This window comes from Robinsoniella sp., from assembly GCF_034124845.1.
The window spans coordinates 1-15415 of sequence record NZ_JAWYAJ010000520.1 but is presented as its reverse complement, the minus strand read 5'-3'; the positions used below and the strand labels follow the sequence as shown (position 1 = coordinate 15415).

Below are 15415 nucleotides of genomic sequence, written 5' to 3'. Positions count from 1 at the left end.
GCTTGTGAGCATGATTTAGTATGCTGATATATCAAGAACGAAAGATATATTTAGGTGGATGGATAGTACTGTGAGATTAAATTAAATATGCTTTTTATTTATAGCACTAACATACGCAGATAACCATAAAAACGGGTAGGAGGTAGATAAAATAATTATCAACCTCCTACCCGTTTTTCTTAATAACATGTATGTTATGACTATAAATATATAGTAAGACTAAACCGATTGCTGGCGAACACCAAGCTATCGTCATTGATAAAAGGTCACCAATTCTTTAATGATATAAGAGAAATTCAGAATAATGATCTTCGTTTTTGTTTTTTTTCATAAAGGATTTTGGAACTTGTCAAAAAAGATTTGATCAGTACATCTTACCTATCTCGTTCAGATAATCCGCAATATTCTTGCGGACGTTCTCTGGTGCAATGCACACACAATCGTCTCCAAATCCAAGCAGGAAGCGATAGCCTCTCGCATCATCTGTAAGTGAAATTTGCACAGTATGCCAAGTCCCATTCTCTTCGGTAAAAATATTAGCTCCAAACAACTCCTCCAACCGCTCCACGGCATTCCCCTTTACCCGAACCGTCACCATCACAATGTTTTCATCTTGAAAGTTTGGATGAACCTTATCTTCAGGGTGATAATTTCGGACTACAAACCCGGTGTCAGATAAAATAACCTCTTGCATCCGTGAGAGTTTAAACAGGCGAAAGTCTTGCCGCTCCAGTGAGTATCCGTCCAGATACCACCGCATCCCCTTGAGTAAAAGACGGTAAGGTTCCACCGTTCGTCTGCTTTTTTGTCTCTGCCGATCTGTGTACGCAAACTGCAACAGGCGGCTTTGTTCCATTGCCTGCTGAATGGTTTGGAATGTTTCGATACAGCCGGAGTTCCCCAACCACGGCGTCATGTCGATGACCAGTCGCCCTGCCCGCAACTCAATTTCCCGCCGTTGTTTCTCCGGAATCAGTCCCTTTACCTTAGCAAGTGCGTTCACCACCTCCCGCCCGGGCAGGGAGGATTGTATACAGCCCAGTCCCATGAGCAGTGTGGTCACATCGGCAGTGGAGAACAGCCGTTTTTCCAATTTATAGTTCTCCATAATTCCGACACCACCATGCAGTCCCGGGTAGGAAACGATAGGAATACCAGCCTGATTAATGGTTTCCAAGTCACGGCTAATGGTGCGTGGTGACACCTCGCAAATTTCTGCCAGCTCCGGGATGCTTGCTTTCTGGCGTTCCAATAAAATCATAATTATAGAAATCATTCTGTCAATTTTCATCTGATTCACCTCCAATTTAATTTTATTATAACACAAAACCATGACATATAGCTGTCATGGTTCATCCTGTATACTGAAATTATCTTAAAAATAAGGAGGAAAACAATATGAGTATTTATTACATGGGAAGTGTAGAGAAGCTGCCGCTGGAGGCAAGAGCAGAGGTGGAGCAATATCTGAGGCTGGGTGTACCTAACTTTAAAGCAACAGGCAGTATACCGGAATGTCAATGTGTCACCCTGGGAACAGTACAAGAGGGAAAAAGTCACCTAACCGTCATCAGTCTTTTGCCGTCGCCCAGTCTAAAATCGCTGTATATGCAAGTGAACCGCCAGAGCCAAAAGGTGAAAAATCTCCTTTCCTGTGACAAAGCGGAAATTGCTATTACCAATGGAATGGGGTATTTGATACTAGATTGTACAACAGAAGTTGTGACGGACGAACAGCTTAAAGCCGAAAAATGGGAGGATTGGATGACACAGTACCATCCCAAGGGATCCGACTCTCCTGATTATGTTTTGCTGCAATTTGTGCCGCAAAACCTCCGTGCGATGATATAGGAGTGGTGTACAGGAGCGCATCGAGGCAACCTTCGAGCGAGCGGCAGATTTTTTTACCGTAGATGAGTTCCCAAAGGACGTTACCTACCCTTTTCTGGTATAACGGGGTAGGTCAGACTGTAGACAACCAGACTCCTATGGAGGCGATTATCGCTCAGTCTGAATTGACATTATCCACAACAGGTATTACACTGTAAATATGTTAGAAACTTAACCTGCATTTTAAAATGCAGGACAGGATGGAATAGGAGCAGTGTAAATGAATTATAAAATGATCATTCAATATGACGGCACCCGGTATGATGGGTGGCAGAAACAGGGGAATACCGATAATACAATACAGGGGAAACTGGAGGCTGTTTTATCCAAAATGGCGGGTATGCCGATAGAAGTACAGGGGGCAGGAAGAACGGATGCAGGGGTACATGCTCTTGGACAGACCGCTAATTTCCATCTTCCAAAGGGATGCGTGTTAACCGAAGATATCAGAGATTATCTGAATAAATATCTGCCGGAGGATATAGGCATCCTGGAAGTGGAAGAAGCGGAGGAACGGTTTCACAGCCGTTTAAATGCCAGGGAGAAGGTATACCGTTACCGGATTTCCACCAGTTCTCTGAAAAATGTATTTGAACGGAAATATATTTACCTTCTAGGTGAGCACCTGAATGTAAGAGCTATGGAGGAAGCAGCAGATGAATTAATTGGAACGCATGATTTCAAGAGCTTCTGCTCGAATAAAAGAATGAAAAAATCTTCCGTCCGGAAATTAAATAAGATAGAAATTACGGAACTGGAAGGTGAGCTGCAAATTACTTATACAGGCGAGGGCTTTTTGTACAATATGGTGCGGATTATGACCGGAACGCTGATTGAAGTGGGGCAGGGGAAACGTTTACCAAAAGAGATGCAGGAGATCCTAGAGGGGAAAGACCGCACGCTGGCAGGAATTACGGCACCTGCCAGAGGGCTGTGTCTGGTTGAAGTGTTGTACTAAAGGGTTATTTGGGAACAATTGCTTCCTGGGTTTTGTGAACGTGGATGATATTCATGGTACTCCATTGCTGAAAGGTGCGAAAAAACGTATTTTGATAATGGCTAGCCGAATAGATAAAATAAACGTCTATTAGCATGATCAAGACGAATAAAAGAATAGAGAAATATTTTACGAAAATTGATGTAAAATAAGATTTTTTAAAATATCTTATTCTTTTTTCTATATTGGATTTATGACTGCACAATGCCGTTGTAATAAAGAATCTCTGTTTAAATTGTATTGAGTAACGAAATATGGTTGTGAAATATTCTTTATTTGAAAATATATGATGTTGATGTTTACAGGCATATTCATCACAGCTATACTCACCCCATGTATCTAATTGTTTAGAAAGATATAGGAAAAAAGGATTCATCCAGAAGATACCGTTCAGTATTATTAACAGATATTTAAATAACAGATCTTTTCTGTAGATATGGATAAATTCATGAAGCATAATAATATATAGCTCTTTGTCTGATGTAATGTTTTCAGGGAGAATAACTTTCGGTTTTATCCCACCTATTACTATTGGAATGGTTATGTTACAATTTGAATAGAGGTTTACGGATTTGCTAAAATTGAAGTCACATTTAATTCTAGATAGTATTTTCATATAACGAGGATCTAAAATATAAGCATTATAAAAAGAAATTTTTCTTTTAAATTTAATGATTTTAACGAGAGTAATCAATATAAAAATTATAATTCCAAATGCCCAAATGCTTACTATAACAAATGAAATTTGATATAAGATCAAGTTTGTTATACTTACGTCTTGAAGGGGTTTAGCTTTATATGTTGAAAAATGCAGGAATTGAAAACCTATTATTGAGATTAATAAAAAAATAATTAAGGTTTTTAGACTATTAAAACAAAAAGTAGAGGAAATCTTATTATGAAATATTTTATGATAGATAGCCCAAAATAAACAGGATGCGGCTATTAATAAATTTACTGATATTAAAAAATAAAATAGATCAATTATCCAATTCATCTAGTATCCTTTCGATTTTTTCACTCTGAGATAGACTAAGTTTTTCCTGGTCACATAAAGCAGATATTAAATTTTTCACTGAGCCATTACACCAAAAGTTCACCGTATTATTAATTTCATTTAATTTATAGCTATCTTCCGTAACGATTGCACGATAATAAAAATACCGCCCTTTTCTATAAGAGTCTGCAACGCCTTTTTCTATTAAATGAGAAAGAAAGGTAGACACAGTTTGACGTTTCCAGCGTTTATTGTATTTTTCTTCAATAAGTGGTAATATTTCTGAAAGTAACAGATCATGGTCAGCCTGCCATAAGATCTTCATAATCTCTAACTCACTTTTCGTTAACTCGTGTAATTCTTCCATTGATTCCTTGCCTTTCATAAATCTAACGTATTTTAAAATTATAATAATATGTTCACTGAGAATAGTCAACTAGAAATAAAGTAGATGAAAAGTAAATATTCAATATATTTAACATTTTTTATTTTGTTGTATATTAGAATTTATTGTTGTTTTTTGTATAAATATGGTTCAGTAACATTTTTATAACAAATTTTTCTATAAATTGAAAATAATAGATAATAATCATTGACTTGAAAGTATATTTGTGATACTATACGACTATAAAGATAGTCGACTATTATTATAGTATAAAAGATTAAGATTTAATAATTTCATCCAAGGCACAATTTACATGAAAGTAGCTTTTGTTTTGCGATAAAAGTCAAAATTAAAGGAGATAAATGATGAGGAAAAAGAAGAAAATAAAAGGAATATCATTATTATTAACATTAGTTCTTTTAATGACTTTTTCGATGAATGCATTTGCATCGGAAAAGTTTGGAAAGATAGATGAAGAACAGATTGTTTTTAAAGATTTGAATCTGAATCCGGTGCAAGAATACACAGGAATTGATAAAAGAGGAGAAGCGTACACGGTTAAAATAGAACCTTCTTCAGCAAGAGCTACGAATGCATGGAAAATTTCCTATACAGCAGTTTTATTTAACTGTTGGTTCACCGTTCAATTAACGAATAATAAGGTAACTACCGTATGGGATGAAGGCTATACAACAATTGGGTGCAATGTTACAAGTGAAAGTCTTACAAAAACTTCTACATATGGACAGTATAGACTAGGGGTACAGTCTTGGGATGGAGTTATTTCTTTTTCAGGGTATTTAAGAGCTACGGCTACTGGAAGTGGAAATGATGTAACAATAACAAATACATTTTAAAATTATAATTTGAGGGAAAATTATTGACTATTCTAATTGCAGTTTGGGGCATCGTAAAGCTTTTATTATTGATCTATATAATTTATTTGTTAAGAAAGTGTCTTACAAATAAAAAGTAGATAAACAAAAGAGGAAAGGGCTGTCGAGATATAAGTTAGTCCGAAGAACAGGGGAGGAATAACTCGTATAAGTAGTTATTCCTCCCCTGTGACAGTACTTCGTGTTCGGATAGTATAGTCTAATTATCAAACAGTTGGTGAATGCATGCCAGCAGTTCCCGGTTCTTTTCTGCCGACATAAAACAAAAACGAAAATACTGATTTCCAAGAAACGGAAATGTGGAACAATCCCGGATCATCAGACCTTTGCGAATGGCATACTCAAAGACATCCTTTGAGGTTATGCCATTTTTTAATATCCGTACCAGAATAAAGTTCGCCGTGGGAGGATAAGCTTTTATGCCTTCTATAAGAGAAAGCTCATGTACAATAAAGTCCCGTTCTGAAAAAATAAGTTGCTTTGTGGCTGAAATATATTCCGTATCAGAAAACATCAGCTTTCCCGCAGCTTCTGCCAGGCTGTTGATGGTCCAGGGATTTTTCTTTTTATTTACTTCTTTGATCAGATCCAGATTGCCTGTTATGGCATAGCCGAGACGGAGCCCGGGTGCTGCGAAAAATTTGGAAATTCCTCTTAAGATTACAATGTTATTATAATAATCGGTTAGAGGAACACTGGTGATCTCCAGATGTTCCGGGACAAATTCCACATATGTTTCATCCACCATTACAAAAATATCGTTCTGTTTACAACAGTCTAAAATTTTACGCATATCATTACGGCAGATGGAAGTAGATGTGGGATTATTGGGATTGCAAAGGACAAGCAGGTCAATTTGCTCATTTAATCTGCTCATCAGGTCTTCTGCCTGCATCTGAAAATCATGGGTTTCTTTTAGCGGATAGTATAAGGAAACCCCGCCGTCCAGAGAAATTTCCCTTTCATATTCAGAATAAGTGGGACCCAGAATCATTGTTTTTTTGGGGTGCCGTATCTGAATCATCAGAGATATTAATTCTGTAGAACCATTTCCAACGATAATATGATCCGGATCGCATCCCGCATAGGTGCCGATGGACCTGCGAAGGGCGGTATATTCCCGATCGGGATAGGTGGTAATTACATCGATATGGGCAGCCAGAGTCTGACGCAGCTTGGGCGAAACACCCAGAGGGTTTACGTTGGCACTGAAGCTGGTGATTTTTTCTTTTTTGATGCCATAGGCAAGTTCAATTGCTTCTAAATCACTTCCGTGAAAATGGTCAGCAGGGGTTATCATAATGTTCATCCTTTCCGTTGGTACTGTAAAATTCTGTGTGGTAAATCAATATCCAAGATTTTCTCCAATTAGTATGACTTTAATACGTCCTTTAAAACGGTTATAGCGGATGATCAGTGTCTGGCTGCAGATACATTCTTTTGCAGTACAATCAGAACAGACACCAGTCAGTCCGCAGGGGGTCTTCATATTCAGACGCATGGCATTCGGAGGTGCGGCACTGGTATGTATGCGCTCCAGGGCAGCAGCTTCATCTTTTGCCACCTTATTCATGCCTGCCAGTAAAATGACATGGTCAGGACCATAAGTAAGAGCAGCAACCCGGTTGCCGGTACCGTCGATGTTCACCAGCTTGCCGTCCAGCGTAATGGCATTGGTACTCATAAAATAATAATCTGCACACAAAGCCTGGTGGTACATGGCTTTGGTTTCCTCCGGTGTGGAAGCCTGCGAGCGATCGATGAGTGTCAGACCCGAAGCGGCGTTAAGTGCATCCATCATGCCGCATTCATTCAGTGTCATAGAGCCGCCCCAGGATACAACTGCGGAATCCGGTAAGAAACTCATGGCTTTTTCAACAGCACTTTTGCTGTCCGGGCAGTAATAACCCTCCATATTTCGTTTTTCCAGGTTTTTAATGATGACGGATGCCTGCTTTTCATAAAATTCTTGCATTGGTGTCATGGCTATAAAGCTCCTTTCCTGTAATGGTAAATGTGAATAAATCTGTAATTATTTATTCCAGCGGGCAACGAGCCAAACGGACACGCTGGCGCGTCCATTTGGCGACTGCCGCGAGGGTTAAAAACCTCGCGGCTCCCAGAGGGGATTTTAACTACTGCATATCCCATAATTATATGTTATGATAAGACTTATATAAATTATACGGTGGGAGCAGCACCTTGTAAAGAAGTTGTTAATAAGATTTGTTAGAAAGCATGAGAAAACATGTCTTTGAAAAAGAAGTTGAAATTAACGGAAACACAAAGTATAATGTACACAGAGACAATTTTGCAGGGACAGCCGTTTAAACGGCTGTTTTGTGTGCAAAAGAAGAAATTAGGAAGGAAGCCACATAAAAATGAAGAAAATTCTTGATATGATCACTGATGAAATGACAGGTGCTTTTACCGAAGCAGGGTACGACGCATCTTATGCCAAAGTAACCATTTCAAACCGCCCGGATCTTTGCGAGTATCAGTGTAACGGAGCAATGGCAGCTGCCAAAGTATATAAGAAGGCACCCATTATGATTGCCAATGCAGTTGTTGAAAAACTGGAACAAAGTGAGGTCTTCGAAGAAGTAAATGCAGTAAATCCGGGGTTTATTAATTTAAAATTGAAAAAAGATTATCTGGCTGATTATCTGAGAGGAATGCAGGCGGATGAACATTTATCCATAGAGAAGACAAAGGAACCCAAGAAAATTATTATTGATTACGGCGGTCCCAATGTTGCAAAACCTCTTCATGTAGGCCATCTGCGTTCTGCGATTATCGGAGAAAGCATTAAACGTATGGGAAGATTTCTGGGACATGAGATGATCGGAGATGTACATCTGGGGGACTGGGGTCTTCAAATGGGACTTATCATAACAGAATTGAAAAAGAGAAAACCGGAACTGGTTTATTTTGATGAAAGTTATACCGGAGAATATCCTGCGGATGCGCCGTTTACCATTTCCGAACTGGAAGAAATTTATCCTGCGGCAAGTGCGTATTCCAAAGAACACCCGGAATACAAAGAAGAAGCGATGCAGGCAACTTATCTGCTTCAACAGGGACATCGGGGCTATCAGGGCATTTTAAAACATATTCTGGAGGTTTCCGTAACGGATTTAAAGAGAAATTATGAGCATTTAGATGTTCATTTTGATTTATGGAAAGGGGAGTCTGATGCCCAGCCTTATATTCCGGACATGGTTCAGTATATGAAAGACAATGGATATGCCCATCTGGATGACGGTGCGCTGGTAGTAGATGTGAAGGAAGAAACGGACACCAAAGAAATACCGCCATGTATGATTTTAAAATCAGATGGAGCTTCTCTTTATAATACCACCGATCTGGCTACGATTGTAGAGCGTATGAAGCTGTATCATCCGGATCATATTATTTATGTAGTGGACAAGCGTCAGGAACTATATTTTACACAGGTATTTCGCTGTGCAAGAAAGACAAAGCTTATCCAGGATGACACGGACCTGACTTTTGTAGGTTTTGGTACTATGAACGGCAAAGATGGCAAGCCTTTTAAGACCCGTGAAGGCGGCGTTATGAGACTGGAAAATCTGATTACCAGCATCAATGACGAGATGTTCCGCAAAATTACAGAAAATCACGAAATCGATCCGGAAGAGGCTAGAAAAACAGCGAAAATTGTTGGACTGTCCGCGGTGAAATACGGAGATTTATCCAACCAGGCTTCAAAGGATTATGTGTTTGATGTAGATCGATTTACTTCTTTTGAAGGAAATACAGGTCCCTATATTCTCTATACCATTGTCCGCATAAAATCAATTTTGAATAAATATCAGGAAAACGGCGGAAAATTAGGGGAGTATGCAATCGGGGATCCTGTGAGTGACAGTGAAAAAACTCTGATGCTGGAATTATCCAAATTTAACAATGTAATGGAAAATGCATTTGAGGAAATTGCACCTCATAAAATCTGTTCTTATATCTATGATCTGGCAAATGCGTTTAACCGCTTTTACCATGAGACTAAAATCTTGTCAGAACAGGATGAGAAACAAAAAGGAAGCTATATCCAGCTGCTTCTGCTGGCAAGGGATGTGCTGGAAAGCTGTATTGATGTCTTGGGATTTTCTGCGCCTGAGAGAATGTAATAATCAAGGTGTGTCTTTTGCGGCTTGATAAAAGATAAGAGGAAAGTGCAGTGGTTTTGTAATCTCAAAACTGCTGTACTTTTTAATTAAGGGAGAATTTCCTCATGATCCCAAAATAAAGTTATGTAAACTTTGTGCAAACTGCCACTGGACAAATTCATTTATTTGTAGTAGAATAACAAAATCTAATCGCGGTTCTATACCGCATCATGTAATTCGGTAACGTTTCGTTATATTTCCATTTTAGCAGTACAAATTGAATAAAGGAGATGAGGAAGACTGGAGATTGGGGCTTTAGTTGACGGCAAATACAGGATCTTAAAACCACTGGGGGCCGGAGGTGAGGGAAGTGTTTTTTTGGCGTTGAACGAAAATGCATATAAGTTTTGGGCGATAAAAATTGTGACGAAGAGCAGAGACAGCGGGGAACTGGAATTGTGGAAACATTTTTCACATCCCAATTTGCCGGAGGTTGTAGATGTAATCGTAACAGAAACTGAGATTCTGATTGTCATGGACTATATTGAGGGGAGGAATGCAGCAAAGATTTTAAAGGAGCAGGGGAAAGTAAAACCGCGCCAGGCTGTCATTTGGGGGATACAGATATGCAGGGTTTTGCATTATTTACATAGTCAGGATCCCCCTGTAGTCTATGGGGATTTGAAGCCAGAGAATATGATTTGCCGGCCTGACGGAAGTATGGTGTTGATTGATTTTGGCACAGTGTCCCCCTTTGTAAGAGGAAGAAGTTTTTCCGGAGGTCATTATGGAACTAAAGGGTATGCGGCGCCGGAGCAATATGACGGTGCCTGTATCGTGGACACCCGGGCAGATGTATATAGTCTAGGTGTTACTCTACTGCAATTTGTTACCGGAAAGCAGCCCTTTATTGGGGCTGGCAGGGAGGAAGAAATAGCGTGTCCCGAATACTATGGATTAAAAAAAATAATCTGCAGATGTCTCAAATCAGACAGAAGGCAGAGGTACTCAGGGATAGAATTCTGTGAAAGGGCGCTTAGGAGAATCTTGTGGCAGAGAAAAGCCAGGTTCTTTTTAATGATTGCGGCGCTTTTGGTTATATTTGCTGCAGGAATCCGGGTTAGACAGGGACAGGGCACGTTTATCCGGGAGCAGTCCTATGAATCATATCTAAAAGATGCAAAATTTAATATCTATGAAGAGCAGCTAAAAAACTGCCGGTCAGCAATATTCTTAAATCCCGTTCGGGAAGAAGCATACCAGCAACTAATTGAAATATTTTTGGAAGACGGATCAATGTCAGAAGAGGAAGATATCTTTTTAAGAAAAATGTTAAAAGAAAAGTCTGAGGGAGATACCAAAAGCCACGAAGAGGTATTGCGTACAGATGAAGAAGCATTTCTTCGGGTCTCTTATGAGATAGGTATGGCGTATTGGTATTATTTTGATGGAGATGGCGGAAAATCATATGCTGCCAGATGGTTTTTACATATAGCAGAGGCAGTGAAGAATACCGGGATTACAGAAAACCAGAGAAAAAGAGCGGCTGTATTAGCTAAGATGGGAGGGTATTATGGCAAAATCCGTACCCTGAGAGACGATACTCAAAACAGCTTCTATCTGGCATTTTGGAAGGATCTGATGGAGCTTTATGATATTCAGGAATCAGTTCCGGAGAGTGAAAAAATAGTTTTGCTGCTGTGGGAGGAAATTTCCGGACAGATCTATTATTTTGCAGATCGATTTTGCCGTGCAGGATTAGAGAGAGATGATTTAGATTCTGTATTGTTGGAAATTGAAGAAAAGGTGCTGAAGGAGGAAAGGTTTGGGGAAAGCAGAGAGTTAGTGGAATTAAAACAGGATATTTTAAAGAATATTGAACTGGCAATGGATAGCGTTGCGAGAATCTATAATAATTATAAAAAAGGAGGGAATGAATGAGATTTCTAAAAATAGGTTTTGTACTTAGCATGATTTTTCTGTTGCAGACTGGAACTAAAATGGAGGGGGTTATAAATCCAATTAATCACATGAAACTGGTGCAAAGCCAATCAGTAAGCAAAGGGGAAAACCAGCCGGAAAGCCAATCGGGAGGTAAATGGGGAAGCCGGTCGGAAAGCCAATCGGGATGCAGATGGGAGAGCCAGTCTGAAAGTCAATCAAGACGTAAATGTGAGGACCAGTCCGAAAGTCAATCAGTAAGCAATTGGGAAAAACAGTCCGAAAGTCAATTGGAATGTTTGTCGGAGAGCCAGTCCGACAGCGAGTCCGAAAGTCAATCGGAACTTCAAACCGAAACAGAAACCGAAACAGAAACAGACTCAGAATCCGAGCCACAAACAGAGTCAGAAACCGAAACCCAGACTGAGACGGAAACAGAAACTGAATTGCCGCGTGAGGTTATCGTGGAGAATATAAGGACGGTTTATCCGGGTGACAGCAGAGAATATGATGATACTAATGATGTGGAATTAAAAGCAGATGTGAGGGGGCTTCCGGCAGAGATGCAGGTTTTAATATCCGGTAAATCAGAGTACAGAAGAGTTGGTATCTGGAAAGTAGATGTTTCCTGTGAACTGACGGGCAAGGATGCTGAAAACTACAGGTTAAAAGTGGAGAAATCCAATATAAAAGTACATATTATTCCCAGAGTATTGAATATCCGGATTGCCCCAGGAAGAAAACCCTATTTTTCAGATAACAGTATGCAGCTGCTGGAGTTTGATGAGAGGAAGGATGAAATTGTAAAGGTAAGTGGGTTTATGAAAAATGGAAGACCGGTAAAAGAATATCCGAAAGGATTTCAAAAACCGGAAATCACTATAGATGAGCGGGTGTTAAAGCAAGACAGCCCCATGTATGAACAGGGATCACTTAAAAAATATGCCAGGGCATTGGTTGTGAAAAGGGATAAGAAAGGAAATATTACAGGCAATACAACGGACAACTATTGTTATAATCTGCTAAGAGATTCCCAGCTTTATCACCCCGGTAGTATTACGCTGGTGAAAACGAAGGTGAGTGAAACAGATGATTATCAGGTTATTCCGGAATCACAGGAAGGATATCTTAGAAATAACCATGGCAAAATAATTGTAAAAAAAGGGATGCGCCTTAAGATCGTGCCACACAAAAAGTCAGGATATAATCAGACAATTATAAGTAAGGAGCTAATGGAAGATGGTACTTTTTTCTTTGTACTGGAAAATAGAGATGAAGCAGGCACATTATTAGCACAGTCGGAAAAACAGACTGTAGCTTATGAAGTTGACGATTTACCCCCAGCCGGCTTGGGGATATTAGCAAACGAAAAAATACTTTCCGGCGGTATGAATGAAACAACGTTTTATCATAACAGTGTCTTGGTAAAATTTACGGGATATTCCGATAGCCAAGCCGGTATAAGATCTGTGATGTATTGGATTCGGGAGATTCAAGATGGAGATGTCCAGCCAATATCTGCAATTAAAGCAGGCTATGAAAACCAGAAAAATTTATGGAGATCAGGAACCAGCACGGAAGTAAAAAAAGAGGGAGCCTATCAGGTATTTGCCAGGGTGGAAGATCAGGTGGGAAATGCAGCTTACTTTGGAGGAAATACCATTGTAATTGATAAGACAACCCCAAGGATTACCGTAGAGGGCGTGACAGATCAGAGTGCAAATAATGGAAGTTTAAAGCTGCGTATCCTGTGTGAAGATAATTATTACTGGAAAGACAGCCTGGAAGCAACGCTCATCGGAGACAGAAACGGAGAAAAGAAGTTAAAGTACGAGAGAAAGAAAACAGATAAAGGGGAACAGTTAATCTTTGAAGCCATACCGGAGAAGAAGGAATGGGATGACTATTATGTACTTTACCTGTCAGCGGGAGATCAGGCGGGAAATATAGCAACACATGAGATTCATTTCTCGGTAAATCGATTTGGATCCGTCTATGGACTGGGAAAAGAAACCAGGAAACAAATAGATCATTATTACAGCAATAAAGCATTTGATGTAGAAATAAGGGAAATCAACCTGCACAGTTTAAAGGAGGCCCAGCTGACGGTTACACGAGATGGAGAACTGCGAATATTAAGCCCGGACAGAGATTACGCTGTGACAAAAACAGAAGGAAAGAACGGATATAAAGAGTACCGCTATCTGATACCAGCGAGATGTTTTGAAGATGAGGGGGCATACGCTGTTTCTTTAAATTCAAAAGATGAGGCAGGTAATGAAGGGGATCATAAACTTCAGAAAAAATATATCGAGTTTGTGATTGATAAGACTCCTCCATCTATCATGATTGCCGGTCTGGATGATAAATCATTCTATCCGGAAAAGGACAGATCAGTGGTGGTAGATTCCAGGGATAATACGGAGCTGAAGGAGCAGATGGTTTATCTGGATGGAGCCTTAATCAAAAGCAGTACGAATCAGGAAACTTCTTTTACGATTCTGCAGAAAGACCAGTGGCGGGAGATGGAGGTTTGGGCTGTGGATCAGGCAGGAAATGAAGCAAAAAGAAAGATCACTTTTTGCATCAGTAAATCAGAAAAGGGGATTCTTGCAATTCCAATGTCCCCGGAATATTTGAAAGAAAAGAATTACTTCACGAAAGGAGACCGTGATCAAGTGGACAAAGAGACTTTTACGATACCAGAGGTGATAAATGGAGAAAGGCAGATAGGAGAAGATAGAAATAGGGAGACTGAAGCTAATCAATTTGTGGAGAATGAGGAAAAAAGGGCTGATAAGAAAGGTGGTGCAGGGTATATTCCTTTTGGAATAAAAGCACTAATGGTAATGACCGGAGCTTGTATTGGAGTTTTTTCTTATACAAGATGGGGAAGAAGACGTTCAAAAGAATAGACTTTTTATGGATGGTATGCTATTATTTTCTTCAAGAGGTGAGAATAAAATGCATGACGAAAGAAAAAAGGTCGTTAAAAAGATACTAACGGCAGCTGGGGTTGTAGTCGGTACCTGTGCGATATCTGCAGGATCATTTTTTCTGGTAGATTCAGGACTGGCATTTTTAAATACAAAAATAGAAAAAAATAATGTTGCAGAAAAGACATCTGAGATGCAGCAAACGAATAGTGATAAGGAAACCGAGCTGATCACTAAAACCAAAGATTCTTTTATCGTACCGGAAAAAAAGAGTACGGAAAAAGAAACAGATAAGAAAACCGATGGGGATCAGACTGGTCAAGAGAATTCCGGCACCGGAAGTGAGAATACCGGAGGATCCCAAAGTGCTGGAAATTCGGACAATAATGGTGGCAGCAGTTCTTCCGGTAATAGTTCCAACGGTTCTGATTATAATGGAAATACAAATTATGATGGGAATTCAGATGCAAGCGGAGGAACAGACGGAAACGGAGATTCACAGAATGGAAATTGGGTAAATCCGCCTGCAAGTACCCCCCAGACGGAGGCGCCGCAAACCAATCAGCCCCAGACGGATCCACCCCAGACAGAAGCCCCACAGACGAATCCGCCCCAGACAGATCCACCCCAGACGGAACCGCCGCAGACAGAGCCGCCCCAGACAGAGGCACCACCGGCAGCCTGGGATGATACCTATTTCTTCCCGGATACTGCAACGAGATATATAACGGAAAACGAACTGCATAATATGACTGACCGGGAAATTGCAATAGCCAGAAATGAAATCTTTGCGCGCCATGGCAGGAAATTTACGAAACAGGAATGGATTGATTACTTCAGTACAAAAACCTGGTATGTACCTACATATGATCCGGAAACTTTTGACTCTATGGACTTACTGAATGATTTTGAAAAGAAAAATCTGAAAGTAATTCTTGCTTATGAAGAAAAGAGATAGAGGAGGAAAAGTAATGGACAAGCAGCAGCAGTACAAATGGCGGAAGCATCGTAAGAATAAAAGAATACTTACAGCCTGGTTTGTTTGTGCCGGTGTTTTATCAGCGGCAGGTGCATTTGTTTACCAGGGAACGTATGACAGCAATCCCCAGAAAAGTGCAGAGCGTTACATTAAAAATGAAAAAAATATTGATGAGTATACTTTGCAGTCCGGAGACCGCAATTTAAGTGAAGACGGGAAAATGGTACAGACTTTTAACTTTACTTATACGCCCAAAGACAGTAAAGA

At 39.9% G+C, this 15415-nt stretch carries 13 protein-coding genes; 8 read left to right on the top strand and 5 right to left on the bottom strand.

Annotated features, from left to right (window positions below):
- Window positions 1-364 precede the first annotated feature (364 nt).
- Window positions 365-1291, bottom strand: a complete 927-nt coding sequence (locus ACH2DQ_RS25800; protein ID WP_394911743.1) for a helix-turn-helix transcriptional regulator — start codon at window positions 1289-1291, stop codon at window positions 365-367.
- Between the two features lie 107 nt (window positions 1292-1398).
- Between ACH2DQ_RS25800 and ACH2DQ_RS25795 the strand changes: the two genes are divergently transcribed.
- Window positions 1399-1851 (top strand): pyridoxamine 5'-phosphate oxidase family protein, encoded by a 453-nt coding sequence (locus ACH2DQ_RS25795; RefSeq protein ID WP_394911742.1) that lies wholly within the window; start codon window positions 1399-1401, stop codon window positions 1849-1851.
- Window positions 1852-2110: 259 nt separating this feature from the next.
- Entirely contained in the window at window positions 2111-2848 is a 738-nt protein-coding gene (truA, locus tag ACH2DQ_RS25790) for a tRNA pseudouridine(38-40) synthase TruA (RefSeq protein WP_394911741.1), read from the top strand.
- Between the two features lie 4 nt (window positions 2849-2852).
- On the opposite strand, the gene ACH2DQ_RS25785 is transcribed toward truA, so the two are convergent.
- On the bottom strand, window positions 2853-3884 hold the full coding sequence (locus tag ACH2DQ_RS25785; protein ID WP_394911740.1) for a M56 family metallopeptidase: 1032 nt from the start codon (window positions 3882-3884) through the stop codon (window positions 2853-2855).
- Window positions 3868-4251 (bottom strand): BlaI/MecI/CopY family transcriptional regulator, encoded by a 384-nt coding sequence (locus ACH2DQ_RS25780; protein ID WP_394911739.1) that lies wholly within the window; start codon window positions 4249-4251, stop codon window positions 3868-3870. The genes ACH2DQ_RS25785 and ACH2DQ_RS25780 overlap by 17 nt, the downstream gene beginning before the upstream one ends.
- A 380-nt stretch (window positions 4252-4631) precedes the next feature.
- Between ACH2DQ_RS25780 and ACH2DQ_RS25775 the strand changes: the two genes are divergently transcribed.
- Window positions 4632-5126 carry a DUF5626 family protein gene (locus ACH2DQ_RS25775; RefSeq protein ID WP_395028635.1) on the top strand — a complete coding sequence of 165 codons (495 nt, stop codon included), beginning with the start codon at window positions 4632-4634 and terminating at the stop codon, window positions 5124-5126.
- Between the two features lie 238 nt (window positions 5127-5364).
- On the opposite strand, the gene ACH2DQ_RS25770 is transcribed toward ACH2DQ_RS25775, so the two are convergent.
- Window positions 5365-6465 (bottom strand): pyridoxal phosphate-dependent aminotransferase, encoded by a 1101-nt coding sequence (locus ACH2DQ_RS25770; RefSeq protein WP_394911737.1) that lies wholly within the window; start codon window positions 6463-6465, stop codon window positions 5365-5367.
- Between the two features lie 45 nt (window positions 6466-6510).
- On the bottom strand, window positions 6511-7149 hold the full coding sequence (locus ACH2DQ_RS25765; RefSeq protein WP_394911736.1) for a lactate utilization protein: 639 nt from the start codon (window positions 7147-7149) through the stop codon (window positions 6511-6513).
- Window positions 7150-7546: 397 nt separating this feature from the next.
- Between ACH2DQ_RS25765 and argS the strand changes: the two genes are divergently transcribed.
- From argS to ACH2DQ_RS25740, 5 genes are all read left to right on the top strand, one after another.
- Window positions 7547-9313: an arginine--tRNA ligase gene (argS, locus tag ACH2DQ_RS25760; RefSeq protein ID WP_394911735.1), complete on the top strand. Its 1767-nt coding sequence runs from the start codon at window positions 7547-7549 to the stop codon at window positions 9311-9313.
- Between the two features lie 279 nt (window positions 9314-9592).
- Window positions 9593-11233 carry a serine/threonine protein kinase gene (locus ACH2DQ_RS25755; RefSeq protein WP_394911938.1) on the top strand — a complete coding sequence of 547 codons (1641 nt, stop codon included), beginning with the start codon at window positions 9593-9595 and terminating at the stop codon, window positions 11231-11233.
- On the top strand, window positions 11230-14148 hold the full coding sequence (locus tag ACH2DQ_RS25750; RefSeq protein ID WP_394911734.1) for a hypothetical protein: 2919 nt from the start codon (window positions 11230-11232) through the stop codon (window positions 14146-14148). Before ACH2DQ_RS25755 ends, ACH2DQ_RS25750 begins: the two co-directional genes overlap by 4 nt.
- Before the next feature lie 49 nt (window positions 14149-14197).
- Window positions 14198-15127, top strand: a complete 930-nt coding sequence (locus ACH2DQ_RS25745; protein WP_395028634.1) for a YARHG domain-containing protein — start codon at window positions 14198-14200, stop codon at window positions 15125-15127.
- A 13-nt stretch (window positions 15128-15140) separates the two neighbouring features.
- On the top strand, window positions 15141-15415 hold a 275-nt coding region (locus ACH2DQ_RS25740), incomplete at its 3' end, for a hypothetical protein (RefSeq protein ID WP_395028633.1).